The sequence below is a fragment of the Nonomuraea sp. NPDC049400 genome (assembly GCF_044466425.1).
Taxonomy (GTDB): Bacteria; Actinomycetota; Actinomycetes; order Streptosporangiales; family Streptosporangiaceae; genus Nonomuraea.
In genome coordinates, this window is record NZ_JBITMP010000039.1 from 43,724 (window position 1) to 68,786 (window position 25,063).

The following is a 25,063-nucleotide window of genomic DNA, read 5'->3' on the forward strand; positions in this document are numbered from 1 at the left end:
GCAGACTCGGGGATGTGGGTAGCACCGCTCCAATCGCCGTTGAGCGTCCGTCATCGGACGTCCGACCCGATCTGCCATGGGTGACCATCGTCTGGAACGACCCCGTCAACCTCATGTCCTACGTGACCTATGTCTTCCAAACGGTCTTCGGCTACACGAAGGAGAAGGCCGAGAAACTCATGCTGGACGTTCATCACAAGGGCAAGGCCGTCGTGTCCAGTGGCACGCGGGAAGAGATGGAACGCGATGTGCAGATTCTCCACTCCTACGGCCTGTGGGCGACGCTCCAGCCGGACTCGGTCAAGTAAGGCGGCGCGGGTGACATCGGGTTTCTCACCGGGCAAGGGTGGCGGCGTCATCGCGGAGTTCGAGGCCGCGGAGGTCTCGCTCCTGCGCTCGCTCGTCTCGATGATGCTGGGCATCGTGGAGCCGGGGCAGACCAGCGACGACCCGTTGGAGCGGGCGCTGGGCATCGGAGGGGGCGAGGCGCCGTCCGACCCGGTGCTGGCCAGGCTGTTCCCGTCGGCGTACGAGGACGAGCAGGAGTCCGCGGAGTTCCGCCGCTACACCGAGGCCACGCTGCGCGACGGCAAACGGGCCGACGCCCAGACCGTCTTCGACACCGCCAAGTCGGGCCGCGCCGAGCTCACGCCCGAGCAGGCCCAGGCGTGGCTGCGCTCGCTCAACGACGTGCGCCTCACGCTCGGCACCAAGCTTGACGTGACCGAGGAGGTGCACGACGAGATCGCCATGATGTCCGAGGACGATCCGCGTTACCCGGCCTACGTCACCTACGACTGGTTGACCTACCTCCAGGACAGCCTGGTCCGCGCGCTCTGGTAATTTCCGGGCATGCTGTCGATCTCGCAGGAACTGGTTGACAAGATCGTCGCCCATGCCCGCGCGGACCACCCCGATGAGGCGTGTGGCGTCATCGCGGGCAAGAACGGCGTTCCCGAGCGGTTCATCCCGATGGAGAACGCCGAGCGCTCGCCCACCTTCTACCGCTTCGACTCCATGGAGCAACTGCGCGTCTGGCGCGAGATGGACGACCGCGACGAGGAGCCCGTCGTGATCTACCACTCCCACACCGCCACCGAGGCGTACCCCTCGCGCACCGACGTGTCCTACGCCTCCGAGCCGGACGCCCACTACGTCCTGGTCTCCACGCGGGACGAGGACAAGGTCGAGTTCCGCTCGTACCGGATCCTCGACGGAGTGATTACGGAGGAAGAGGTAAGGTTTCTCCCATGATGGTCAGGCCGGTGCAGAGCTTCCTCTTCGCGCACACTCCGGCTGTCGTCGTGTACGACTGTCGTCAGCGCTGAATCCCCGGAATCCCCACCCAGCCGTCGGTGTTGCTGCCGATGGGACGACCTGACCTGAGGAGACTGAGCGCGATGGCCATCGAAGTTCGCATTCCGACCATCCTGCGTAATTACACCGGCGGCGCCAAGGCCGTCGACGCCGAGGGCGCCACCCTCGAAGAGCTGATCAGCAATCTTGAGTCGCGCCACCCCGGCATCAAGGACCGCCTGGTCGACGAGGGCAGCCTGCGCCGCTTCGTCAACGTCTACCTGAACGACGAGGACGTGCGCTTCCTGGGCGGCCTCGGCACGCCGCTGTCCGACGGCGACACGGTGACCGTGCTGCCTGCCGTCGCCGGCGGGTGACATGCGCTTCGACTCGCTGATCGACTCGGTCGGCCGCACGCCGCTCGTCGGTCTGCCGCGGCTGTCGCCCTCCGCCGACGTGCGGATCTGGGCCAAGCTCGAGGACCACAACCCGACCGGGTCGATCAAGGACAGGCCCGCCCTCTGGATGATCCAGGAGGCCGAGAAGGACGGCAGGCTCACGCCGGGCTGCACGATCCTCGAGCCCACCAGCGGCAACACCGGCATCTCGCTCGCGATGTCGGCCAAGCTCAAGGGCTACAAGCTGATCTGCGTGATGCCGGAGAACACCTCGGAGGAGCGCCGCCAGCTGCTGCGCATGTGGGGCGCGGAGATCATCTCCTCGCCGGCCGCGGGCGGTTCCAACGAGGCCGTACGCGTGGCCAAGGAGCTGTCGGCCCAGAATCCCTCCTGGGTGATGCTCTACCAGTACGGAAACCCGGCCAACTGGCGCTCACACTACGAGACCACCGGCCCGGAGATCCTCGAGGACCTGCCTGCCGTCACCCACTTCGTGGCCGGGCTCGGCACCACGGGGACGCTGATGGGGGTCGGGCGGTTCCTGCGCGAGCGGGTGCCGGGCGTGCAGATCGTCGCGGCCGAGCCGCGTTACGGCGAGCTCGTGTACGGGCTGCGCAACGTGGACGAGGGCTTCATCCCCGAGCTCTACGACGAGTCCGTGCTGACCACCCGCTTCTCCGTGGGCTCGGCCGACGCGCTGCGGCGCACGCGTGAGCTGCTCGCCGCAGAGGGCATCTTCGCCGGGGTCTCGACCGGCGCGGCGCTGCACGCGGCGCTGGGGGTGGCCAAGAAGGCGGTCAAGGCGGGCGAGCGCGCCGACATCGTGTTCGTGGTGGCCGACGGCGGCTGGAAATACCTGTCCACGGGTGCCTACGAGGGCACCCTGGAGGAGGCGGAAGAGCGCCTCGAAGGCCAGCTCTGGGCCTGAGGGCCAGCTCTGGGCCTGAGGCAACGAAGAAGGCGGCCGGTCCGACGACCGGCCGCCTTCTTCGTCTTCTGCGTCAGTTGAACAGGACCCGCAGCGAGAACGTCGACTCGGTGTCGGTCACGCTGCCGCTCATCCCGATGGCCCGCAGCGCCTGCGCGTTGGCCTTGTCGTCGCCCTGCATGGACTTGAGGTAGAGGTTCTCGACCTTGTCCAGGTCCACGAAGATCGCGTAGTTGGCGTCATCGGCGTTGGCGACCGCCGTCTGGAACGTCTCCGAGTCGCCGAGCGTGCCCTCACCCGCCAGCTGCTTGGCGTACTCGTCCGTCGTCGCGACCGTGAAGACGCCGTCGCCCTTGACCTTGGCGATCTGCGGCCCGCCCTGGCCCTGGGACATCGCCTGCTGGACCTTGTCGACGATGGCCTGCGCCTTGGCCGGGTCGGTGACGACGCGCACGCCGCCCTTGATCTGGTTGCTGTTCAGGCCCTGGCTGTCCACCGCGATCGTGAAGTTCTTGCCCAGGACCGTGGCGAGATCGCCGGGCAGCTGCAGGCCGAGCTGGCTCTGAGCCTGCTGGATGAACTGCTGGACCTGCGCGCCGCCGGTCGCCGCGGCCTGCTTCTGGAGCTCGGCCCACTGCTTGGTGACGATCTGGTCGAGACCGGAGACCGACAGGGCGCCCGCCGTGCTGGCGGGCAGCGTGCCCAGCTCGGCCTTGGGCAGGTCACCCTCGGGCGCCGTGCCCTTCATGCCCCGCACGAGACCGGCGAGCTCGACGTACGCGCTGTCGAAGCGCAGCGCGCCGGCGAACCTGGCGTTCTTGATCTGCTCGACGGCGGCGGCCTGCTCGGCCGGGATCTCCTTCTTGGCCAGCTCCATGAGCCCGCCCATGCTGGCCCAGAACGACAGCACGCCCTGCTCGCCGATCGCGCCCATGTCGTCGTTGAACTCGGTGTTGTCAGCCAGGCTGGTGTCGGCCTGCGCGAACTTGTCGGCCAGCTGCTGGGTGGAGCTGATCAGCGCGTAGTCCTCGCGGAAGGCGATGCCGTACTTGTCGCCCTTCATCAGCTTGGCGATGCCGGCCTTGGCCTGCGCCTCGTCCTCGACCTGGATGGCCAGCGCGAAGTCGGGCTCCTCCTTGCCTGACGGCACGGCCGCGAAGCCGACCCTGCTGCCCAGCCAGGGGTCGACGTCCCTGGCGAAGTCGAGCTTGGCGTCGTTGCCCTTGTTGAACATGTCGAACACCGCCTTGCGCGGGTCCTCGCCGGTGAAGGAGTCCTTGGTGACCGTGAACTTCCTGGCCAGCTCGAACAGCGCCACCTTCTGGTTCGCTGCCGGGTCCATGTCGAGCCGGACGTAGGCGATCGAGTTGGCGGGCAGGACCTCGTTCGGCTGCGTGCCGCCCCCGCCGATGGCTCCCACTGCCCACACCGCGCCGCCGCCGAGCAGGATCACCGCGAGCGCCGCGGCGGCGGCGATGATCCACGTCTTACGGCCCTTCTTGGCCGGCTCCGCGGGGCCGAAGCCCTCGGGCCCCTGCTGCTGCCAGCCGCCCTGGGCGTGCTGGTCCTGCTGCCAACCCTGCTGCTCCTGCTGCCAGCCCTGGCCCTGCTGCCAACCTTGCTGTTCTTGCTGCCAACCCTGCTGCGGTTGCTGTTGCTGCCAGCCACCCTGCGCCTGCTGCTGGCCCTGCTGCCAATTCTGCTGGCCCTGCTGGCCGTAAGGGGCGCCGTAGGAAGGCTGCTGCCCGTAGGCCGACTGGGGGCCGTACGGCTGCTGCTGCTGGCCGTGGGACGCCTGCTGCCCGTACGTGTCCTGCTGGCCGTAGGGCTGCTGCTGCGGCGGGTACGGCTGGCCGGAGTTCAGCGGGGGGTTCTCCGGCTGCTGCCCCTGGTTCCAGTTGTACGCCGTGGTCCGGTCAGGATCCTGGCCGTAGGGGGGATTATTCGCAGACATCACTCAACTCACAATGTGGACATTGGACCCCAAAGAAGTTAGCTGATGTTGCTAGACGGGCGCTTGCAATGTGCTGAAGTGATATTCAGACCCGGGTGAGCTCCTTTCTCAGCGTGCTGATGTGCACCTCGCCGCCGCCGTACTCCGCGATGGCCGACCACGGCACGAACGTGCAGCCCGCATAGGCCAGGCGGGACAAAATCCGGGAGAGCCATTCCGGGCGGTCCTCGCGCTCGCGGGTGAGACCGAGCAGCAGCGGCGCGCGCAGGCTCGAGACGACGAGTCCGTAGACGGTGTGGCTCTGCTGCAGCTCCCCTTTGTGTTTGACCACGCGGATGTCCACCACGTGGCCGACCCACACCCCATTGGAGTCCCAAACGGACTGACCGATGAGTTCGGTGACACTCGACATGATCGAACTTTCTCAGCCGAATCACGTTTTCGCAGGTAGGCGCGCTGATAAGGGGATGCACTAGAGTATGCCGCCAGAATAGTGTTCTGGACTTGAGGCAGGCGTGGATGACCAAGTTCGACGAGGCGACGCAGGCGATCAAGGTCGATGAGGGCACATACGACGTGTGTCTCGATCCCGGGTACGCGATCGGCGGACCGCTCAACGGCGGCTACCTGATGGCCGTGATGCTCCGCGCGGCGGTGGACGCCTCGCCGTTCGAGCACCCGGTGAGCACGACCGCGCAGTTCCTCAAAGCGCCGATCGCAGGCCCCGCCCAGGTCAGGATCGAGCCGCTCAAGGCAGGCAGGACGGCCGCGTTCGCCAGGGCCACGCTCGTGCAGGACGGCGTGGCGCACATCGAGGGCCTGATCACGACGGCCACGCTGAACGAGGCCGAGCCGGTCTACGAGAGGCCGGCGGACGACATGCCGAGCCGTGACGAGTGCGTCAAGCTCCCTGCCCCCAAGCCCGAGTCGGGCATGACCCTGAACGCCCAGATGGAGCTGCTTTTCGACCCGCCCACCATCGGCTGGCTGAAGGGCGAGCCGACCGGCAGACCGGAGTCGCGGGCGTACTTCAGGATGGCCGAACCCCAGGATCCGGACCCGTACGTGCTGGCGCTCGCCGTCGACGCGCTGCCGCCCGTGGTGTTCTCCGCGGGCGCGCGGGGCTGGGCGCCGACCGTGGAGCTCACCTGGCACCTGCGCGCGCTGCCCGCGCCCGGCTGGCTCACGCTGCTCGGCAGCGGCCGGCTGATCTCGGACGGCTGGTTCGACGAGGACGTCGAGGTACGCGACTCCGCCGGCCGTCTCGTGGCCCAGTCGCGCCAGCTGGCCCGGGTCGGGAGAGGCTGACGACCACGAATGTGAGGATTCTTACGCAGAGTTGATCGCCCAGGTCGCCTACCCTCTAGAGCGTGCCGGACACGAGTATTGGGATCTTCGACAGCGGGGTCGGCGGCCTGACGGTCGCTCGCGCGATCATCGACCAGTTGCCCTACGAGTCGATCACGTACGTGGCCGACACGGCCCGCCAGCCGTACGGGCCGAAACGCATCGCGGAGCTGCGCGCCTATGCCCTGGAGGTGATGGACCACCTCGTCGAGCACGGCGTCAAGATGCTCGTGATCGCGTGCAACAGCGCCAGCTCGGCCGTGCTGCGCGACGCGCGCGAGCGCTACGACGTGCCTGTCGTGGAGGTGATCCAGCCCGCCACCAGGCGCGCGGTGCGAGCCACCCGCACCGGCAGGGTCGGCGTGATCGCCACCAGGGCCACCATCGACTCCATGGCCTACCACGACGCCTTCGCCGCGGCGCCCGACGTGCTCCTCACCGCCGTGGCCGCCCCACGCCTGGTGGAGTACGTCGAACGAGGGGAGACGATGAGCGACGAGCTCATCGAGGTCGTGCGCGAGTACCTGGAGCCCATCAGGGCCGCGGGCTGCGACACCCTCATCCTCGGCTGCACCCACTACCCGCTGCTCACCGGCGCGATCTCCTACGTCGTGGGTGACGGGGTCACGCTGGTCTCCAGCGCCGAGGAGACGGCCAAGGACGTCTACCGGATCCTGCACGACCGCGATCTGGCGGCGGGAGGCGAAGCCACCCCCCGGCACCGCTTCCTGGCCACCGGCGACTCCCTGCTCTTCGCCCGGCTCGGGCGGCGTTTCCTGGGCCCGGAGATCGACGCGGTCGAAGTCGCACCAGTGGGGGGTACTACCTCTAACGGCCGTGACGCGGAAAAGGAGCCCACATGAAGGTGACCATCGTCGGGTGCTCGGGCAGCTTCCCCGGGCCCGACAGCCCCGCGTCCTGCTACCTCCTCGAGGCGGAGGGGTTCAGGATGTTGCTCGACTTCGGCAGCGGGTCGCTCGGTGCGCTCCAACGCCACATCGGCCTGTACGACGTGGACGCGGTCTGCCTGTCCCATCTGCACGCCGACCACTGTCTCGACCTGTGCGGCTACCACGTGGTCCGCACGTACGGGCCCGAGGCGCCGTACCCCCTGGTGCCCGTCTACGCGCCTGCCGACGCGCCGCGCCGGCTCTCGGCCGCTTACGGGATGCCGGACGAGCCGGGCATGGAGACCGCCTTCGAGTTCGTGCCGCTGGCTCCGGGCTCCTTCGAGATCGGCCCGTTCACGCTGACCGCGGGGCTGGTCAACCACCCGGTCGAGGCGTACGGCTTCCGCGTGTCCCACGGCGGCAGGTCCGTGGCGTACTCCGGTGACACCGGCGAGTCCGGCGAGCTGGTGAAGCTGGCCGCGGGCGCCGACCTGATGCTGTGCGAGGCGTCGTTCGTCGAGGGCCCCGACCTGCCTCCCGACCTGCACCTGACCGGTCGCCAGGCCGCCGAGCACGCCGCCAAGGCCGGCGTCGGCCGGCTCGTGCTCACCCACCTCGTCCCGTGGAACGACCAGGGCACGGTGCTGCAGCAGGCGGCGGGAGGAGGCTTCACGGGCCCGATCGAGCTGGCCCGCAGCGGCGCGGTCTACGACCTGGCCTGAAGCTCGTTGAAGTCCCGCATTCGGGGGAGCGGGGAGAACAGCAGCGGGAGGAACGCCAGCAGCCTGACCGTCATGATCGCCCACAGGGCCTCACGCACGCCGATCTGCTGGGCGAGGAGCCCGCCGAGCAGCGCGCCCAGCGGCATGATTCCCCAGACCATGAACCTCACCGACGCGTTGACCCGGCCCAGAAGGTGCTCGGGGGTCACGGTCTGCCGGTAGGTGATCTGGCCCACGTTCGTCAGTGCCGCGCTCCAGGAGAGCGCCATCGAGGTGGTCGCGAAGCACACCACTCGCCAGTCGGCCTGCGTCATGGGTAACAGGAGGCCGAAGGGCGAGGCCACGCTGACGGCCAGCCAGGTCATCCTGGCCGTGCCGTACCGCCTGGACAGCCAGCCGCCGGTCAAGCCGCCGATCAGGCCGCCGATGCCGCCGGTCATGAGCAGCACGCCGACGACGCCGGGGGGCAGCGCGACCTCGTCGGCCAGGAATAAGACCGACAGGCCGAGCACGGCGCTGGTGGACAGGTTGACGGCCGCCGTGGAGGCCACGAACATACGCATCAGCCCGTCCCGCCACACGTACGCGAGGCCTTCTCTGATGCCGCGCATCAGCGAGGTGCGCTCGGTGACCGCGGGAGGCTTGTCGGGCGCCTTGATCAAGCCCAGGAGGAGCACCGAGGAGAGCGAGCCGAGCGCGGTGGCGGCCAGCGTGGACGGCGCCCCGAACAGCTGCACCAGCGCGCCCCCGATGCCCGGCCCCGCAAGGAACGCCCCCGAGCGGACGACCTCCAGCTTCGAGTTGCCGTCGCTGAGCTGCCCGGTGCCGACCAGCTCCGGCAGGTACGTCTGGTCGGCCACGTCGTTGAAGACCTGGCTCGCGCCCGCCAGCAGCGCGACCACGAACATCATGCCGATCGACAGCAGCCCCAGCTGGGCCACCAGCGGGATGCTGCCGATCAGCAGGAATCTGGCGAAGTCGGTGGCCATCATCACGCGGCGCTTGCGCATCCTGTCGACCCACACCCCCGCGGGCAGGCCGATCAGCAGGAACGCCGCCGTCTGCAGCGCTGACAGCGCGCCGACCTCCGCCGGGCCGGCGTGCAGCGCGAGCACGGCCACCAGCGGGAGCGCCACTCGTGAGATATTCGCCCCGAGTTCGTCCGCTACATGCGAACTGAGGAACCGGAGGAAGTCAGGGTTTCGCAACACCCCCGTTGTCATTGCGTAAGGATCCATGTGGCGGACACATTTGGTCAAGAGTGTCGTGGCGCGGAGATAGGGTGATCTGCATGTCCAGACAGGATGGCCGCAACCCTGACCAGCTCCGCCCGATTACCATCACCAGGCATTGGCTGGCTCATGCCGAAGGGTCGGTGCTGGTCGAATTCGGCAACACGCGGGTGTTGTGCGCGGCCTCGGTCCAGGACAGCGTGCCCCGGTGGCGCAGAGGCAGCGGCCAGGGCTGGGTTACGGCCGAATACGCCATGCTGCCCAGGGCGACCAATACTCGCAACGATCGAGAATCGGTCCGCGGCAAAATCGGCGGCAGGACTCACGAGATTTCCCGGTTGATCGGGCGTTCGCTGCGGGCCTGCGTCGATTACAAGGCGCTGGGGGAAAACTCCATCCTGCTCGACTGCGACGTGCTGCAGGCCGACGGCGGCACCAGGACCGCCGCGATCACCGGCGCCTACGTCGCGCTCGCCGACGCCGTCGCCTGGATGCGCGAGCGCCGGATGTGCCCGGGCGACCCGCTGATCGGCTCGGTCGCCGCCGTCTCCGTCGGCGTGGTCGGCTCCGTGCCGATGCTCGACCTCTGCTACACCGAGGACGTGGCCGCGGAGACCGACATGAATGTCGTGATGACCGGAGAGGGCAGCTTCGTCGAGGTGCAGGGGACCGCCGAGGGCACCCCGTTCGACCGCTCGGCCCTCGACCAGCTCCTCGACCTGGCCGTGACCGGCTGCGAGGAGCTCACGCTGATCCAGCAGGAGGCCCTGGGCTCATGAAGATTGTGCTCGCCACCCGCAACGCGGGCAAGATCGCGGAGCTGCGCCGCATCCTGGCCGGGTTCGACATCGTGGGGCTCGAGGAGTTCCCCTCGATCGGCGAGGTCGCCGAGACCGGGCTCACCTTCGAGGAAAACGCGCTGCTCAAGGCGCACGCCGTCGCCCAGGGCTCGGGGCTGCCCGCGGTCGCGGACGACTCGGGGCTCTGCGTCGACGTGCTGGGCGGCATGCCGGGCGTCTTCTCCGCCCGCTGGTCGGGGCGGCACGGCGACGACCAGGCCAACCTCGACCTGCTGCTCGCTCAGGTGTCCGACGTGCCCGCCGGCAAGCTGAGCGCCCACTTCGCCTGCGCCGCCGCGCTGGCGCTGCCGTCGGGGGAGACCCGGGTGGTGGAGGGCACGCTGCCGGGCCACCTCGTCACCTCGCCGCGGGGGTCCAACGGGTTCGGATACGACCCGATCTTCGTTCCTGACGGCGAGGAGCGCACGACGGCCGAGATGTCGCCGGAGGAGAAGGACGAGATCAGCCACCGGGGGCGGGCCTTCCGTGCGCTGGCGCCCCTCGTGCGGGAGCTGCTCAGCTCGTAACCACCGCGTAAGAACCGCGCGGGGCCGGGCGGCGTAGCGTCGAATCGTGCAGAGTAACTCGGTGGCGCCCGCCTGGGCGCGGGCTCTGATCGGCCTGGTGGCCGGGGGCGTGGCCCTCGGGATCGCGCAGCTCGCGGCCGCGTTCGTCAGGCCCGAGACGTCTCCCGTGGTAGCCGTGGGCGATGTGACGGTCGATCTCGCGCCGGCTCCGGTCAAGGAGTTCGCGATCAGGACGTTCGGCGAGAGCGACAAGACGGTCCTCATCGTGGGCGTGGTGCTGGTGCTGCTCGGCGTGGTCGCGCCCCTCATCGGGATGCTGACCATGCGCAGGCTCGCCTACGGCTTCGCGGGGTTGGCCGCGTTCGGGGCGATCGGCCTGCTGGCGGTGCTGACCCGGCCGGACGCCGAAGTGCCGGACGCGCTGCCGACCATCCTCGGGACGGCGGCCGGTGCCTGGACGCTCTGGTGGCTGAGACGGCGAGTGGCGGGCGCCTCGCCCTCGCCATCCCCCGCCACCGGCGACGACAGCAGCGCGACCGGTGCGGAACGGCCTGCGGTGATGCTGGCCGGGGCGGACCTGCGAGGGTTCGACCGGCGGCGGTTGCTTACGGGAGCCGCCGGAGGGGCGGCGGTCGCGTTCGGGAGCGCCGTGCTCGGGCAGGTGCTCGGGGATCGGCGGGTGGTGGATGCCGCGCGGGTGAGCCTGGCCGTGCCCAGGCCGGCGACTCCGGCCAAGCCCATTCCGGCCGGCGCCGATCTCCGCATCAACGGCTTGTCATCGTTCATCACGAAAAATCGGGACTTCTACCGGGTGGACACCGCGCTCATCGTCCCCCAGGTGAACCCCGACGACTGGAAGCTGCGCATCCACGGCATGGTCGACCGGCCGGTGGAGCTCACGTACGCAGACCTGCTGGGGATGCCGCTCACCGAGGCGGACGTCACGCTCACCTGCGTCTCCAACGAGGTCGGCGGCGAGTACGTCGGCAACGCCCGCTGGCTCGGCGTCCGCATGGCTGAGGTGCTGCGCAAGGCCGGGCTCCAGTCCGGCGCCGACATGCTCCTGTCCACCTCGGCCGACGGCTTCACCTGCGGCACCCCGGTCGACGTGGTCATGGACGGCCGCGAGGCGCTGTTCGCGATCGCGATGAACGGCGAGGCGCTCCCCGTGGCGCACGGCTTCCCCGTGCGCCAGGTGGTGCCCGGCCTGTACGGGTACGTGTCGGCCACCAAGTGGGTCGTGGACCTCAAGGTGACCAGGTTCGACCGGGATGAGGCGTACTGGACGCCGCGCGGCTGGGCGGCCAAGGGCCCCATCAAGACCCAGTCGCGGATCGACGTGCCCAAGCCGGGCGGTTCCCTGAAGGCGGGGCGCACCACGATCGCCGGGGTGGCGTGGGCACAGCACATCGGCGTGGACGCCGTGGAGGTGCGGGTCGACGGTGGACAGTGGCGGCAGGCGAGACTCGCCGAGGTGCCCGGGCCGGACACCTGGCGGCAGTGGTCGATCGACTGGGACGCCGCTCCGGGGCGGCACACGATCCAGGTGCGGGCGACCGACGCCGCCGGGCGTACCCAGACCGAGCAGGAGGCCCCGCCCGCGCCCGACGGCGCGACCGGCTGGCACACCATCACGGTGCAGGTGGCCTGAGCCCTACTTGTCCCTGTTTCTGCAGGTACGGCGGGTGGTTCTTGCGGAGAATCTTGCCGACTTCCCCTCCCCGCCACGGTGACGCCTCTACGATCGGTCGTCGAGCATGACAGGAGGCAGGCCGTGTTCCGCGAGCGCAAGCCGAGCGTCCGAGACGGGCACTACAACCCCCAAGTGGCGGAGGGGGTGCGGTGGCTCGACTACGAGCGCGCCGCCGAGACCGGTGCCGTCAACGCGCGGGACGGCTCCTCTCCGGAGGTCCCGTCCACCTTGGAGGCCGCCAATCCTGTGTATGACGCTCTCCTGCGCGACGGCGAGTTCCGAGCCCGCCGTATAGACGCCGATGAGGCGGACTGGTTCGACAGGCCGCACCGGCCGCCCAGGCTCGCCGACTCCAGGCCGTACGGGGTGCCGGGCGGGCTCGCGCAGCCCGACCCGCAGGTCGAGCGGGACCTCGCCGAGGCGCTGCGGCCAGGCGAGCGCTTTCCCGACCCGCGCGGCACCTGGGTGCGGCTGGTCAACGGCGGCGGGCCGGCCGACGACCCGTTCAGGGCCTCCAACGCCGCCGACTGCGCGCTGGCCGTCCTGTCCACCTGGCACGGCGAGCCCGCGACGGCCGCCCCCAGATTTCCCGAGTACGACGGGATCGGCCGGCCCCTGCTGACCGGAGAGCAGGGCAGCCTGGCCAGGATCGAGCAGTGGGTGGGGCAGCGCTTCCAGTACGCGGGGCAGGGGCGGGACGGCTACCCGATGATCGTGCGGCGGCTGCTCGACGCGGGTCACGGGGCGAGCGCCGTCCTCGTGGTGCGCTGGCCCGGCGGCGGCTCCCACGCCTGGAACGCGGTCAACGCCGACGGCGAGGTGATCTGGATCGACGCTCAGCGGGGGCACATGTCCGTCGAGCCGCCGTACACGACGGTGACCGGGGTGTTCTGCGTGATACTCGACCGGCAGGGGCGGCCGCGATGAACCTGGACCAGGCCCGGGCGATAGCCGAGGAGTATTTCAACGGGGTGCGGGCGCACGCCGAGGCGGTGCCGGTTGGGGTGTACGGGTTCCACGACGGCTATGTCGCCTGGGTGCGCGATCTCGATCTCGACGATCCGGCGACGCTGCCGGAGACGATCGGGGGCGGGTGCATCGTGATCGACCGCGCCACGGGCGAGGTGGTGGCCCGGCCGCTCCTCGACCCGGAGACGGTCGCCGACCTCTGGCCAGGGCGCACGCCCCGCTGACATCCCGCGTGGAGAAGGCCGGGCGCCGCCCCCATGAGACGCCCGACCAACCGTGCTCCCCCTTTCCTCGCATTTCGGTTTTATTCGGTTACGGGGCTATTCGTCCGGATCAGCCGGTGGCGAGAGAGCCGACGATCGAAGCACGTGCCGCGCGGCGAGCCGGAAGCACGGCGGCCAGCACCCCGGCCACCCCCGACAGCACCACGAAGAGCCCGATCTGACCGACAGGCACGGAGAAGACGGCGCCGTCCAGCATCGCCCTGATCGCGGCCCACCCGAAGGCGCCCCCGAGCACGACGCCCACCAGCGCCCCGATCAGCCCGAGCACCAGCGCCTCGATCGACAACATCCGCCGCAGTTGCGGCCTGGTCAGGCCCAGGGCCCGCAGCAGCGCCGACTCCCTGGTCCGCTCGTGGACCGACAGGGAGAGCGTGTTCGCGATGCCCAGCAGCGAGATCAGGATCGCCAGCCCCAGCAGCCCAGTGATGATCATGAGCAGCATGTCCAGCGTCTCGTCGAACTGGCCGCGTACCTCCGTCGAGCTCGTCACCCGCACGGCCGGATAGGCCGCGACGGCGGCGTCCACCACCTTGCGGGCCTGCTCGGGCGGCACGCCGTCGTTGACGTTGACCATGACGTAGGAGTCGGGCAACGACCCGAAGTACGTGTCGAACGCGGCCTCCGCCACCGTGACGGGCGGCAGCGACGACTGAGCCCCGTCGAGCACCGCGACCACCTTCAGCGAGACCGTCCCGGCCTTCGGCGTCTTGAGCGATATCGACTCGCCGAGCCGCATGCCGAGGTCGTCGGCCACCGCCGCCTGCCCGGCGCCGAAGCCCTTCATGGAGCCGGTGGTGACATACGCGTCGATCGGGCCGCTGAACGTGCCGACCTCGAGCCGCCTGCCCGCGACGGTGGCCTCGGCCTGGCGGATCTGGGCCACCGCCGCCAGTTCGGGCCTGCCGCGCAACTGCGTCGCCACGGACCTGGGGACGACCGGGTCGCGGGACTGGCCGGCCACCATGTAGTCGACCGGGAACTGGTCGTCGAGCTTGGCCGTCATCGTCAGCCTGGTGGAGGCGGTGACCACGGAGATCAGCGTCATGAGCGTCACGCCGATGGTCAGCGCGATGGTGGTGGTCGCGGCCCGCCTCGGGTTGCGCCCCGAGTTGTCCACCGCCAGCCGCCCAGGAACCCCGAACAGCCTGGCCGGGATCCAGCCGATCAGCGCGCTCAGCGGTTTGACCAGCACCGGGCCCAGGATCAGCACCCCCAGGAACGTCAGCGCGCCCCCGGCCATCACGACGAAGAGCGAGATCTGCTCGCCGGGCTGGAGCACGAACACGCCGACGCACGTCGTGGCCAGGCCCGCCACCAGGAAGAGCGCGGCGAAGAGGCCGCGCAGCAGGCCGCCCCTGAACGTCTGCTCCTCGACCTGGCTGCGCAGTGCCGCGATCGGCGCCACCCTGGTGGCCGACCTGGCGGGCAGCAGGGCCGCGCACACCGTGACCACCATGCCGACGGCCAGGCCGGCCGCGATCGTGGCGGGGGTCAGCGTGACGGCCGCGTCCGTGGGCAGCGGGGCGTCGAGCGCGCCCAGGACGGTCAGCGTGAGCGAGGCCAGGCCGTACCCGATCAACAGGCCGAGCGCGGAGGCGAGCGCGCCCACCACGGCGGACTCCAGCAGGATCGAGCCGAACACCTGCCCGCGCGTGGCGCCGATGCACCGCAGCAGCGCCATCTCCCTGGTGCGCTGAGCGACGAGGATGTTGAAGGTGTTGTAGATGACCAGCGCGGCCACCATCATCGCCACGACGCCGAACATCAGCAGGCCCAGCGTGAACATGCGGGTCTCCACCCCGGCCGCCCTGGCCAGGTCGTCGGCCAGCTCGCCGCCGGTCTTGACCACGTACGCGCCGCCGGCCGCCGCCGCGACGGCCTGCTTCAGCCCGGGAGCCGTGCCCGCGACGTCGATCTCGCGGTAACCCTTCGCGCCGGTCATCCGCTGCGCGGTGGCCGCGGTGAAGCCGACCGCGCCGGTGTAGGAGAGCTCCTGGTCCACGCCCGGGTCGAGCAGGCCGACGAGCTTGAACTGGTGCCGGCGCTCCTTGTCGTCGAGCACGGTGATCGTGTCGCCGAGCCGGAAGCCCTGGGCCTTGGCGGTGTTCTCGTCGAGCACGGCGGCCTGGTCGTCGGTCCCCGGACCGGTGCCCGAGACGATGTCGGTGCGGTCCAGCGGGCCACGGACGATGGACAGGGCGGTGGTGGGGGCGTTCCCGGCGGTCTTGCCGTCCTTGCCGAGCACGGGCGCGGCGGCGCGGATCAGGCCCTGCGCCTCGGTCACGCCGTCCAGCGCGCGTATGCGCTCCAGGACCTGCTCGGGCAGCACGGCGTCCGGGCCCTTGGGCAGCACGGCCACGTCCACCTTGGCCGCGTCGGCCGTGACGCGCTGCGCGAACCCGGCCTGCACGGTGTCGTTCAGCATGAACGTGCCCGCGATGAACCCCACGCCGAGCGTGATCGCCAGTGAGGTGAGCAGCAGCCGGAGCTTGTGCGCGCGCAGCCCGGCCAGTGCCGTCTTCAGCACCTCACGCCTCCAGCTTCACGAGGGTGTCCAGCACGGTCTGCGGCGTGGGCGCGGTGATCTCGGTGACCAGCTCGCCGTCGCGCAGGAACACCACGCGGTCGGCGTACGAGGCGGCCACCGGGTCGTGCGTGACCATGACGATGGTCTGGCCCAGCTCGCGTACGGAGGTGCGCAGGAAGGACAGGACCTCCGCGCCGCTGCGGGAGTCGAGGTTGCCCGTCGGCTCGTCGGCGAAGATCACCTGCGGCTTGCTGATCAGCGCCCTGGCCACGGCCACGCGCTGCTGCTGGCCGCCGGACAGCTCGGCCGGCTTGTGCGCGAGCCGGTCCTTCAGCCCCACGGTCTCGATGACCCGGTCGAACAGCGGCTGGTCCGCCTGGCGGGCGGCGATGTCCAGCGGCAGGCGGATGTTCTGCTCGGCGGTGAGCGTGGGCAGCAGGTTGAACGCCTGGAAGACGAAGCCGATCCGCTCGCGCCGCAGCAGCGTGAGCTGCCGGTCGCTCAACCCGGTGAGCTCCACGTCGCCGATGTGCACGGTGCCTGACGTGGCGAGGTCCAGCCCGGCCAGGCAGTGCATCAGCGTGGACTTGCCCGAGCCCGACGGGCCCATGATGGCGGTGAACGCGCCCGTGGCGAAGGACACGTTCACCGCGCGGAGTGCGTGCACCTGGGCGTCGCCCTGGCCGTACACCTTGGTGAGATCTCTGGCCACCACCGCGGGCGGGGCTTGGGTGAGCGTCACATTCATGCGCATCACGCTAGGAGTGGAAATTTCAGGTTTTATGGGTCCTGCGGATGGACTTTGTGTAGGCCCCTGGATGACGCCGGTCAGACTTTCGGCCGATGCGACGGCACGATCAGCCCGGCCTCGTACGCGTACACCACCACCTGCGCCCGGTCCCGCAGCCCCAGCTTGGCCAGCACCCGCCCCAGGTGCGTCTTCACCGTCGCCTCCGCCACCTCGAGGCGGCCCGCGATCTCGGCGTTGGACAGGCCGCGGGCCACCATGAGCAGCACCTCCCGCTCGCGCGGCGTCAGGTCGGCACCCGGCACCGGCTCGCCCGTCGGGAGCTGCGCGGCGAACCTGTCCAGCATCCGCCGCAAGGTGCTCGGCGACACGACGGCGTCGCCCGCGTGCACGACCTTGATCGCGTTGATCAGGTCGGCCGTGGGCACGTCCTTCAGCAGGAAGCCTGCCGCACCCGCCTTGACCGCCGCGAACGCGTACTCGTCGAGGTCGAACGTGGTCAGGATCAGCACCTTCGGCCCGTCGATGCGCTTGGTGGCCTCGACGCCGTCCATGTGCGGCATGCGCACGTCCATGAGCACGACGTCCACCTCGGTGGTCTTGAGCTTCTCCAGCGCCGAGAGCCCGTCTCCGGCCTCCGCCACCACCTCGATGTCCGGCTGGGCCGCGAGCACCATCCTGAACCCGGCCCGCAGCAACTCCTGGTCGTCGACGAGCATCACGCGTATCACCCTGGCCGCCTCCTCTACGCCGCGTTGACCATGGGCAGCCTGGCCAGCACCTCGAAGCCGCCGCCCTGGCGGGGACCCGCCGAGACGGCGCCGCCGTACATGCCGACCCGCTCGCGCATGCCGATCAGGCCGTGGCCGTCGGGGCTGCTGGGCGCCGCCGCGCCCCTGCCGTCGTCGGTCACGCGTACGACCAGCTCCGGGCCGGTGTAGTCGATCTCCACGACCGCCCGCACGCCGGGGCCGCCGTGTTTGAGGGCGTTCGTCAGGGCCTCCTGGACGATGCGGTAGACCGCGAGCTGCTGGCCCTCGGGCAGCTCGCGCGGGACCCCGCCGACCTCCAGCCGGGCGGGCACGGCCGAGCCGCGCACCAGCTCTTCGAGCTGGCCGAGGCCGGGTTGCGGGGTGTAGTCGATGATCGCCGCCTCGTCCTCGCGCAGGACGCCGACCAGCCTGCGCATCTCGGCCAGGGCCGCGCGGCCGGTCTTGGAGATGGCCCTGACGGCCAGGCGGGCCTGCTCGGGATCGCTGTCGAGGGCGTAGCCCGCGCCGTCGGCCTGCACCACCATCACGCTGACGTTGTGTGCCACGACGTCGTGCAGCTCCCTGGCGATCCTCGCGCGCTCGGCCGCCGCCGCCATCCTGGCCTGCTGGTCGCGCTCGCGTTCGGCCCGCTCGGCGCGCTCCTCCAGCCCTTCGAGGTATCGCCTGCGCGTGTTGGCGTACAGGCCGGTCAGCCAGATCGTCACCACGAAGATCGAGCCGCTGAAGAACATGCCGAGCGTTGGCGTCTCCCAGTTGACCAGCGCCAGGAACACGCCCAGCTCCGCCACCAGGCACGCGGCCAGCGCCCAGCGGAACGAGCACTGGTAGGCCACCGCCCAGAGCGCGATCAGCACCGCGAGGTTGGCGGGCAGCGGAGCGACGTCCGCCAGCCACTGCCCGAAGCTGACCAGCGCGACGACGGCGAACGAGGCGATCGGCCGCTCGCGCCACAGCAGCGGCAGCAGCAGCGCCGCCGACAGGCCCAGGTAGCCGGCCACGCCGAGGTACGTGCTGGTCAGTGGGGGGTCGATGGTCGCGTACGGGATCGCCAGGAAGCCGCACAGCGCGGCGAGCGGTCCCACCCGGAGGGCGGCCGCCAGCTTCTCATGGCGTCTTGACCACGCCCGTACCCTGCCGAACACACCATCACGATATGTACCTCCACCTGACCCTTGTTCCGCCTGGAGGTGGAAGTGCGCCTACGACCCAGGTCTTACATGACGCGGGGCCAGCCTGGGTCTTACGCCGGTCTTACGGGGATTTGGGCATCCTGGTTCCTGGGAGCGCCCCTCTAGCGGGCGAGTAAAGGGAGATCGTGATGGCGGATCATGATCGCGAAGCCGGGTCGCGCGGTGAAGAGGAAGCACCGCGCGACCCTGCCCCCGCGGAGGAGACCGAAGAGCTGCACCAGCCCCGTGCGGAGGGACGGAGCAGGCTGAGGTACGGCGAGCCCCCGCCGGGTCCCGGAATCCCGCCCACCATGCCCTCTGTGTCGGTCTCGTCTCCAGGGTCCTACCGTGACTTCTTCCGGCAGAAGCAGGCTCAGATCCTCGGCGCCGGACTGATCGGCCTCGTGCTCGGCGGCCTGCTCGGCGGCGGTGCCGTGGCCGCGATCAGCAACTTCACGCATCGGGACGAGGTGCGCGGGGGCATGCACTGGAACCTGGGCCGGATGCACCACCGTCACCTGGTGCCCGCGCCCGGCGCGGACTGCGCCCAGAGGTCGGACGGCGTCTGGTGCAGTGACGTGGTCCCCAAGCCCCTGCCGTCCTTCAGCCTGGCGCCCGACCCCCTGCCGACCAGCACCGGCTAGGCCGAGCTGGCGGCGGACATGCGGCACCGGCTAGGCCGAGCTAGCGGCGGACGTGCAGGCGGACGACGGTGCCCGCGTCGTCGTTGCGGATCTCCCGACGGATCCTGCCGACGATCTCCTGGTCCAGCTTGCTCACCACCGCGCCCACATCCGCGGCCGCCGGGCAGGTCAGGCCGATGCGCAGGCCGTCCTCGCCGACCCGTACGTGCGCCCTGCCCAGCCCCTCCACGTTCTTCAGCCCGACGAACAGCATGGCCGTGCCCGTGCCGTTCGGCACGCGGCGGCGACCCCAGCCGAGGCTGAGCAGCAGCCAGCGGAGCGAGAGCAGGGACAGCAGCACCAGGCCCAGGGCCAGCGACCACAGGGTCCACGGCTCGTCGAGCGTCCTGCGGACCTGGGCGGGCAGGACCTTGGCTGTGGCCGGCAGGTCGAAGAAGCGGTCGTGGCCGCGGAGCCAGGCGTAGGCGCCCAGGCCGAGCAGCGTCCCGCCCACGACGGCCAGGCCAATGCGGTTGCCCGCGTACTGCCGCATCTACCGCCCCTTCCTGCGTAGCCGGACCACGACCTCGCCCGTGCCGAGCGTGCCCACGCCCGCCAGCCGGTCACCCACCGCCGTGCCGATCTGCCTGAGCATGGAGCCCGAGCTCTCCGCCTGCGTCACGATCGTCACCTCGATGGTGCGGCGGCGCAGCCGTACCTGGGCCTTGTTCACCCCCGCCACCTGCTGGGCGGCCGCGCGCAGCGTGCGGCGCAGGCCCGAGCGGGTGATGCCGATGACGATCAGCGGGTCGGACGTCTCCACCGGCACCAGCCCGGAACGGCCCGGCACGATCGCCAGCAGCAGCATCAGCGTGCCCACCCCTACCGTGACCAGGGCGGCGGTGGACAGCTGCGGCCAGCTGGTCTTGCCCGCGAGGCCGACGAGCTCGTTCACGGGGACCCAGCCGAGCGGGTGGCCGATCAGCTCCGACACCACCTCGGCCGCCGTCGCCCCCAACCCGGCGGCCAGCGCGAGCGCGACGAAGGCTCCAGGGAGGGTACGCGCCGGCCTGAGCGCCCTTCTCGCCCTGCGCAGCCCGGTCTGCCGGGTCGTGACGGCGGCGCCGGGCGCTGTCTGCTGAAGCGTGGTCATCACAACGACAGACGTACATGGGTGCCGCGTGGCCGGAACCGCGCCCTCGCCGCCCGTTTGCCCGATCATTACGGGGACAGGTCCTAATGTGAACGGCACTCATATTCATTTGTCGGATATGCGGTTACCCTGCTCATATGGACGATCGCCAGCGCTACGACCGCGCCACAGCGGTCCTCGAACCGCCGCTCGCGATCCTCGACCTGGCGGCCATGCGCGCCAACGCGGCGGATCTGGTACGGCGGGCGGCGGGCAAGCCGATCCGGGTGGCGAGCAAGTCGGTACGCAGCCGCCCCGTGCTCGAGCGCATTTTGGCCATGGACGGCTTCCAGGGCATCATGGCCTTCACCCTCCCCGAGGCCCTGTGGCTCGCCTCCCACGGCTTCACCGACATCCTGGTGGCGTACCCGACGGCCGACCGGCACGCGCTCGCCGAGCTCGCCGCGAACGCCGACGCGGCCAGGCACATCACCGTCACCATCGACTCGGCCGCCCACCTGGACTTCACCGAGGCGGCCGTGGCGGAGGTCCACCCTCGGGCCGAGATCCGGATATGTATAGACATCGACGCCGGATATGTCGCCTTGGGCGGGAAGTTTCGGGCTGGGGCTCTCCGCTCGCCCATCCGCGAGCCGGAGGAGGCCGCCGACCTGGCCGCCGCCATCGCCAAGCGCCCCGGGTTCCGGCTGGCCGGGCTCATGGCGTACGAGGCACAGATCGCCGGAGTCGGCGACGACCCGCCCGCGAACGCCGCCTACACCCGCGCCATCCGCATCATGCAGGCCCGCTCCGCCCGGGACCTCATTTTCAGGCGCGGCCGCATCGTGAACGCCGTCCGCCAGATCGCCGACCTCGAGTTCGTCAACGGCGGCGGCACCGGATCGGTCGAGCGCACCGTGCGTGAGAAGGCCATCACCGAGGTGGCGGCCGGATCGGGCTTCTTCCATCCGAGGCTGTTCGACTTCTACCGCCGCTTCACCGGCCACCCGGCCGCGCTGTTCGCCCTGCCGGTGGTCCGCCGCCCGGCCCCGAACACGGTGACCGTGCTGGGCGGCGGCTACCTGGCCTCGGGCGCCCCGGGGCCGAGCCGCCTGCCCCAGCCGTACCTGCCCGCCGGGCTCCGCTACGCGCCCGACGAGGGGGCGGGCGAGGTGCAGACCCCGCTGCTCGGCCAGGCCGCCGAGGACCTGCGGATCGGGGACCGGGTGTGGTTCAGGCACGCCAAGGCGGGCGAGCTGTGCGAGCGCTTCGACACGCTCCACCTCATCGACGGCGACACCCTGGTGGAGTCGGTGCCCACGTACCGGGGCGAGGGCCGGACCTTCCTCTGAACGTCCCGGCCCCCGGGTTCAGCGGCGATTGCGGCGGCGCCAGAGGACGATGGCCGCCCCCACGACCAGCACGGCCCCGACACCAATCAGCACCGGCGCCAGGTCGGGCCGCTCGTCCTCCCACACCTGGTCGGTGTCGTCGCCGTACACGGCCGGCCGCGACGTCACGCCCAGGGCGTCGCCCACGGACACCACGAAGCTCGTGGCCCGGCTCTTGACGTCGGACACCGTGCGCTCGGCCACCCGCTTGGGGCTCACCCGGTCGGCAATGGCGTCGACCGTCTGCGCCAACTCCGCGCGCGTCCGCGCGATCCGCCGCTCCAGCTCGTCGGGATCGGTGTCAGCCATGTCTCTCCTCTCGACCGTACGCGGGGCCGCGCCCGCTCCGCGTGCCGTGCGAGCTCCGTCCGTTCTGGTCGTGATCAGTCTGTCAGGTCGCCACGCCGTACGGCACGGCGGCCGGGCCGGTAAGTTGGCCGGGAAGGAACTCAGGAGGGCACATTGACCGACACCAAGCTCGCGCCCGGCGACGCCGCGCCCGAGTTCACGCTACCCGCCGCCGACGGCACCACCGTCTCCCTTGACGCCTACCGCGGCAAGCGGGTGATCCTCTATTTCTACCCCGCCGCGATGACGCCCGGCTGCACCAAGCAGGCCTGCGACTTCCGCGACAGCCTCGACCAGCTGGCCGCCGAGGGTTTCGTCGTCCTCGGCGTGTCGAAGGACAAGCCGGCCAAGCTGGTCAAGTTCGTCGAGCGCGACGCCCTGACCTTCCCGTTGCTGTCCGATCCAGAGCTGGCCGTCCACCAGGCGTACGGGGCGTACGGGACGAAGAAGCTCTACGGCAAGGAGGTCGTGGGGGTCATCCGCTCGACGTTCGTCATCGACTCGGACGGGAAGATCGAGCAGGCGCTCTACAACGTGAAGGCCACGGGTCACGTGGCGGCGTTGAAGAAGAAGCTCGGCCTGAGCTGACGGCCACCCGCGGGCCCTCTGCCGAGGGCCCGGGCAGTAAAGGCGACTGCCGCAGCACAGACGCTCCTCTTCCTCATGCGGAGCGCTAAACTGTGTCAGGATCGCTTCAGTGATCCGTGCGGGCGTGGCGAAATGGCATACGCGGCAGGTTTAGGTCTTGTTGGTGGAGACACCGTGGGGGTTCGAGTCCCCCCGCCCGCACTTATGCACTGGACCGGCCTCTGTTCCGTCCGGCGAACGTCGCTGTTTGAGAGTGGCAGTTCGGGCGCAGCAGCCTCAGATTCTCTCGCCGATTGTCGAGCGGATTGCCGTTGATGTGGTCCACCTCCAGTGTCAATGGCTTCCCTTGCCAGGTTTCTCCGACCCCGCACTTGACGCAATGCGTGGGCACGCCGATTTCGTCCAGAGCGCGTCGCAGCACTGCGCCTGGAGTACGGCTCCCCCGGGGAGGGCGTAGCACGAGAGCAGCGGTGGGATCTCTGCGTGGTTTGCTCATTACCGAGCTGGTGATCTTGCGGTCGAAGTGGGTTGTGTCGATGCCATAGCGTGCGATGCACCGAAGGAGACGCCGCCGGTTCGTTTCACTGACGGGTAGGCCGAGACGGCGCATCATCGCCGCGACCGATTGTGACTCTTTCGCCGCGGACCTGACCTCGTTCTCGTCTAGGCGGAGACGCTGGAAGCTGGTGGGCTCAGCGATGCCGAAAGACTGGAGTTGACGACGGACCTGCTCCCGGGATCTCCCGCTCTCGGTCGCGCCAAGGCGTCGCAGAATTTCCCGCATGCTCCTCGCGCCCTTGGCCGCCTCTTCAAGAACGCCGCGCTCGAACTCCTCGGGTGGTGCGCTCGACCGACGCCCGGGCGCGTGGGAGAAGTGCGATATGTCAATGCCAAGAGCTTTGATCCGGCGGCTGATATGTGAGTGCGCGCCACCGCTACGTGGGATTTCGAGGTGGTCGAGGACTTCGTAGGCACTCGCCGACGCCGCCACCGCCGTGGACAAGAGCTCGAGGGTGTATTTACTACGCGATGTGCGACGGAAATGGCTGGTGTCGATGCCGAGTGCGGCTATCTTTCGGCCCAGGCTCGCCCGCTGGCCACCGGATTTGCTCAGGCCCAACAACGCGAGGACCTCGGTCATCGATCGAGCCTGACGCACGAATCGAGCCAGCTCCTCGGGGGTGGGATCGGTCTTCGGCACATGCGTATCCTAGATTCGGCGACCGACACTTTCAGGAAGTCGATTTTCCCCGGTCCCATCAATCGACTATTTCCTGAAACGGCCGATACTTCAGCACTCGATCACGTTGACGGCGAGGCCGCCGCGTGACGTCTCCTTGTACTTGTCCAGCATGTCCCGCCCCGTGTCCCGCATCGTCTTGATGGCCTTGTCCAGGGCCACGAAGTGGCGGCCGTCGCCGCGCAGGGCGATCCTGGCCGCGGTGATGGCCTTGTTGGAGGCCACCGCGTTCCGTTCGATGCACGGGATCTGGACCAGGCCGCCGATCGGGTCGCAGGTCAGGCCCAGGTTGTGCTCGATGCCGATCTCGGCCGCGTTCTCCACCTGCTCGGGCGTGCCCCCCAGGACCTCCGTGAGGGCGGCTGAGGCCATCGAGCAGGCCGAGCCGACCTCTCCCTGGCAGCCCACCTCGGCGCCCGAGATCGAGGCGTTCTCCTTGAACAGCACGCCGATGGCGCCCGCCGTCAGCAGGAAGCGCACCACGCCCTCATCGTCCGCGTGCGGCACGAAGCGGGTGTAGTAGGTCAGGACGGCCGGGATGATGCCGGCGGCGCCGTTGGTGGGGGCGGTGACGATGCGGCCTCCTGCGGCGTTCTCCTCGTTGACCGCCAGCGCGAAGAGCGTCACCCAGTCCATGGCCTGCAGCGGGTCCTTCTCGGCCGGCTCGGACTGCAGGCGGCGGTGGAGCTGGTTGGCGCGGCGCTTGACCTTGAGGCCGCCGGGCAGGACGCCCTCCTTGGCGATGCCGCGGCGCACGCACTCCGACATGACCTGCCAGAGCCGCAGCAGGCCCGCGCGGATCTCCTCCTCGGTGCGGCCGAACGCCTTCTCGTTCTCGAGCATGAGGGCCGAGATGGACAGGCCGGTGTTGGAGCAGTGCTTGAGCAGCTCCTCCCCGGTGGTGAAGGGGTAGGGCAGGACGGTGTCGTCCGGCTTGATGCGGTCGGCGCCGGTGGCCTTCTCGTCCACGACGAACCCGCCGCCGACCGAGAAGTAGACCTTCTCCCTCAGTTGCTCGCCGTCGGCCGTGTACGCGGTGAAGCGCATGCCGTTCGGGTGCTCAGGCAGCGAGATCTTGCGTTCGAAGACGAGGTGCTCGCCCACGACGAAGGGGATCTCGTGCGTTCCGTACAGCTTGACCGTGCCCGACTCGCGCATCTGGGCCAGCCGGCCGTCGATGGAGTCGACGTCCACCAGCTCGGGCTTCTCGCCGGAGAGGCCGAGCAGGACCGCCTTGTCGCTGCCGTGGCCCTTGCCGGTCAGGCCGAGCGAGCCGTACAGGATGGCTTCCACCCGCGCGACCTGCGGGAGCAGGCCGTCGTCGTGCAGACCGCGGGCGAACTTGTGCGCGGCCGCCATCGGGCCTCCCGTGTGGGAGCTCGACGGGCCGATGCCGATCTTGAAGAGGTCGAAGACGCTGATCGCCATTGATGGCGCCTTTCATG

General features: G+C 69.9%; 28 protein-coding genes and 1 tRNA gene. 17 read left to right on the forward strand and 12 right to left on the reverse strand.

From position 1 onward, the window contains the following. The first annotated feature begins 14 nt into the window (after positions 1–14). The 5 genes from clpS to ACIBVN_RS42455 all read left to right on the forward strand — a co-directional run bounded on the left by clpS (position 15) and on the right by ACIBVN_RS42455 (position 2,622). Positions 15–308, forward strand: a complete 294-nt coding sequence (gene clpS, locus ACIBVN_RS42435) for an ATP-dependent Clp protease adapter ClpS (RefSeq protein WP_090935661.1) — start codon at positions 15–17, stop codon at positions 306–308. 10 nt (positions 309–318) lie between these two features. Then, entirely contained in the window at positions 319–843 is a 525-nt protein-coding gene (locus ACIBVN_RS42440; protein ID WP_344987029.1) for a DUF2017 domain-containing protein, read from the forward strand. Positions 844–852: 9 nt separating this feature from the next. Next, on the forward strand, positions 853–1,254 hold the full coding sequence (locus ACIBVN_RS42445) for a M67 family metallopeptidase (protein WP_349450452.1): 402 nt from the start codon (positions 853–855) through the stop codon (positions 1,252–1,254). 146 nt (positions 1,255–1,400) lie between these two features. Further along, positions 1,401–1,673 (forward strand): MoaD/ThiS family protein, encoded by a 273-nt coding sequence (locus tag ACIBVN_RS42450; RefSeq protein WP_349450451.1) that lies wholly within the window; start codon positions 1,401–1,403, stop codon positions 1,671–1,673. Between the two features lies 1 nt (position 1,674). After that, positions 1,675–2,622, forward strand: a complete 948-nt coding sequence (locus ACIBVN_RS42455; protein ID WP_397145965.1) for a PLP-dependent cysteine synthase family protein — start codon at positions 1,675–1,677, stop codon at positions 2,620–2,622. A 73-nt stretch (positions 2,623–2,695) separates the two neighbouring features. Here ACIBVN_RS42455 and ACIBVN_RS42460 read toward each other — a convergent pair whose 3' ends face one another. Further along, complete coding sequence (locus ACIBVN_RS42460) at positions 2,696–4,576, reverse strand: DUF3352 domain-containing protein (protein WP_397146024.1); 1,881 nt, start codon at positions 4,574–4,576, stop codon at positions 2,696–2,698. 85 nt (positions 4,577–4,661) lie between these two features. After that, positions 4,662–4,988, reverse strand: a complete 327-nt coding sequence (locus ACIBVN_RS42465) for a hypothetical protein (protein ID WP_397145966.1) — start codon at positions 4,986–4,988, stop codon at positions 4,662–4,664. Positions 4,989–5,095: 107 nt separating this feature from the next. Between ACIBVN_RS42465 and ACIBVN_RS42470 the strand changes: the two genes are divergently transcribed. From ACIBVN_RS42470 to ACIBVN_RS42480, 3 genes are all read left to right on the forward strand, one after another. Then, a complete protein-coding gene (locus ACIBVN_RS42470; protein WP_397145967.1) occupies positions 5,096–5,884 on the forward strand; it encodes a thioesterase family protein in 789 nt (262 codons plus the stop codon). 62 nt (positions 5,885–5,946) lie between these two features. Then, positions 5,947–6,786 carry a glutamate racemase gene (gene murI, locus ACIBVN_RS42475; RefSeq protein ID WP_397145968.1) on the forward strand — a complete coding sequence of 280 codons (840 nt, stop codon included), beginning with the start codon at positions 5,947–5,949 and terminating at the stop codon, positions 6,784–6,786. Next, entirely contained in the window at positions 6,783–7,535 is a 753-nt protein-coding gene (locus tag ACIBVN_RS42480; protein ID WP_397145969.1) for an MBL fold metallo-hydrolase, read from the forward strand. Before murI ends, ACIBVN_RS42480 begins: the two co-directional genes overlap by 4 nt. Here ACIBVN_RS42480 and ACIBVN_RS42485 read toward each other — a convergent pair. Then, a complete protein-coding gene (locus ACIBVN_RS42485; RefSeq protein WP_397145970.1) occupies positions 7,520–8,773 on the reverse strand; it encodes an MFS transporter in 1,254 nt (417 codons plus the stop codon). The two genes, ACIBVN_RS42480 and ACIBVN_RS42485, sit on opposite strands and share 16 nt — an antisense overlap. 53 nt (positions 8,774–8,826) lie before the next feature. Here ACIBVN_RS42485 and rph point away from each other — a divergent pair, with 53 nt between their 5' ends. The 5 genes from rph to ACIBVN_RS42510 all read left to right on the forward strand — a co-directional run bounded on the left by rph (position 8,827) and on the right by ACIBVN_RS42510 (position 13,019). Further along, the gene (gene rph / locus ACIBVN_RS42490) at positions 8,827–9,546 is read left to right on the forward strand and encodes a ribonuclease PH (protein ID WP_397145971.1); all 720 of its coding nucleotides are present in this window, start codon (positions 8,827–8,829) and stop codon (positions 9,544–9,546) included. Next, positions 9,543–10,133: an RdgB/HAM1 family non-canonical purine NTP pyrophosphatase gene (rdgB, locus tag ACIBVN_RS42495; RefSeq protein WP_397145972.1), complete on the forward strand. Its 591-nt coding sequence runs from the start codon at positions 9,543–9,545 to the stop codon at positions 10,131–10,133. Before rph ends, rdgB begins: the two co-directional genes overlap by 4 nt. Positions 10,134–10,179: 46 nt before the next feature. Beyond that, on the forward strand, positions 10,180–11,784 hold the full coding sequence (locus tag ACIBVN_RS42500; protein ID WP_397145973.1) for a molybdopterin-dependent oxidoreductase: 1,605 nt from the start codon (positions 10,180–10,182) through the stop codon (positions 11,782–11,784). A gap of 123 nt (positions 11,785–11,907) precedes the next feature. Continuing rightward, positions 11,908–12,753: a toxin glutamine deamidase domain-containing protein gene (locus tag ACIBVN_RS42505; RefSeq protein ID WP_397145974.1), complete on the forward strand. Its 846-nt coding sequence runs from the start codon at positions 11,908–11,910 to the stop codon at positions 12,751–12,753. After that, entirely contained in the window at positions 12,750–13,019 is a 270-nt protein-coding gene (locus ACIBVN_RS42510) for a hypothetical protein (RefSeq protein WP_397145975.1), read from the forward strand. Before ACIBVN_RS42505 ends, ACIBVN_RS42510 begins: the two co-directional genes overlap by 4 nt. 109 nt (positions 13,020–13,128) lie before the next feature. Here the strand turns inward: ACIBVN_RS42510 and ACIBVN_RS42515 are convergent, their stop codons facing one another. The 4 genes from ACIBVN_RS42515 to ACIBVN_RS42530 all read right to left on the reverse strand — a co-directional run bounded on the left by ACIBVN_RS42515 (position 13,129) and on the right by ACIBVN_RS42530 (position 18,269). Beyond that, entirely contained in the window at positions 13,129–15,606 is a 2,478-nt protein-coding gene (locus tag ACIBVN_RS42515) for an ABC transporter permease (protein ID WP_397145976.1), read from the reverse strand. Position 15,607: 1 nt separating this feature from the next. Further along, positions 15,608–16,354 (reverse strand): ABC transporter ATP-binding protein, encoded by a 747-nt coding sequence (locus ACIBVN_RS42520; protein ID WP_397145977.1) that lies wholly within the window; start codon positions 16,352–16,354, stop codon positions 15,608–15,610. Between the two features lie 80 nt (positions 16,355–16,434). After that, positions 16,435–17,085: a response regulator transcription factor gene (locus tag ACIBVN_RS42525; RefSeq protein WP_397145978.1), complete on the reverse strand. Its 651-nt coding sequence runs from the start codon at positions 17,083–17,085 to the stop codon at positions 16,435–16,437. Positions 17,086–17,099: 14 nt separating this feature from the next. Then, positions 17,100–18,269 (reverse strand): sensor histidine kinase, encoded by a 1,170-nt coding sequence (locus ACIBVN_RS42530; RefSeq protein WP_397145979.1) that lies wholly within the window; start codon positions 18,267–18,269, stop codon positions 17,100–17,102. Between the two features lie 176 nt (positions 18,270–18,445). Here ACIBVN_RS42530 and ACIBVN_RS42535 point away from each other — a divergent pair, with 176 nt between their 5' ends. Then, entirely contained in the window at positions 18,446–18,940 is a 495-nt protein-coding gene (locus tag ACIBVN_RS42535; protein ID WP_397145980.1) for a hypothetical protein, read from the forward strand. A gap of 40 nt (positions 18,941–18,980) precedes the next feature. On the opposite strand, the gene ACIBVN_RS42540 is transcribed toward ACIBVN_RS42535, so the two are convergent. After that, a complete protein-coding gene (locus ACIBVN_RS42540) occupies positions 18,981–19,472 on the reverse strand; it encodes a hypothetical protein (protein ID WP_397145981.1) in 492 nt (163 codons plus the stop codon). Further along, the gene (locus ACIBVN_RS42545) at positions 19,473–20,072 is read right to left on the reverse strand and encodes a DUF6286 domain-containing protein (RefSeq protein ID WP_397146025.1); all 600 of its coding nucleotides are present in this window, start codon (positions 20,070–20,072) and stop codon (positions 19,473–19,475) included. It lies immediately after the preceding gene. A gap of 137 nt (positions 20,073–20,209) precedes the next feature. Here ACIBVN_RS42545 and ACIBVN_RS42550 point away from each other — a divergent pair, with 137 nt between their 5' ends. After that, positions 20,210–21,403 carry an amino acid deaminase/aldolase gene (locus ACIBVN_RS42550; RefSeq protein WP_397145982.1) on the forward strand — a complete coding sequence of 398 codons (1,194 nt, stop codon included), beginning with the start codon at positions 20,210–20,212 and terminating at the stop codon, positions 21,401–21,403. An 18-nt stretch (positions 21,404–21,421) separates the two neighbouring features. Here ACIBVN_RS42550 and ACIBVN_RS42555 read toward each other — a convergent pair whose 3' ends face one another. Beyond that, positions 21,422–21,751, reverse strand: coding sequence for a DUF3618 domain-containing protein (locus tag ACIBVN_RS42555; protein ID WP_397145983.1), 330 nt, complete (start codon positions 21,749–21,751; stop codon positions 21,422–21,424). 153 nt (positions 21,752–21,904) lie between these two features. On the opposite strand from ACIBVN_RS42555, the gene bcp reads away from it, so the two are divergent. Beyond that, a complete protein-coding gene (gene bcp, locus ACIBVN_RS42560; protein WP_397145984.1) occupies positions 21,905–22,378 on the forward strand; it encodes a thioredoxin-dependent thiol peroxidase in 474 nt (157 codons plus the stop codon). 118 nt (positions 22,379–22,496) lie between these two features. After that, positions 22,497–22,579, forward strand: a tRNA-Leu gene (locus tag ACIBVN_RS42565). A gap of 1 nt (position 22,580) precedes the next feature. Here the strand turns inward: ACIBVN_RS42565 and ACIBVN_RS42570 are convergent. Further along, positions 22,581–23,579: an HNH endonuclease gene (locus ACIBVN_RS42570; RefSeq protein ID WP_397145985.1), complete on the reverse strand. Its 999-nt coding sequence runs from the start codon at positions 23,577–23,579 to the stop codon at positions 22,581–22,583. 90 nt (positions 23,580–23,669) lie between these two features. Further along, complete coding sequence (locus tag ACIBVN_RS42575; protein WP_397145986.1) at positions 23,670–25,046, reverse strand: L-serine ammonia-lyase; 1,377 nt, start codon at positions 25,044–25,046, stop codon at positions 23,670–23,672. Between the last annotated feature and the right edge of the window lie 17 nt (positions 25,047–25,063).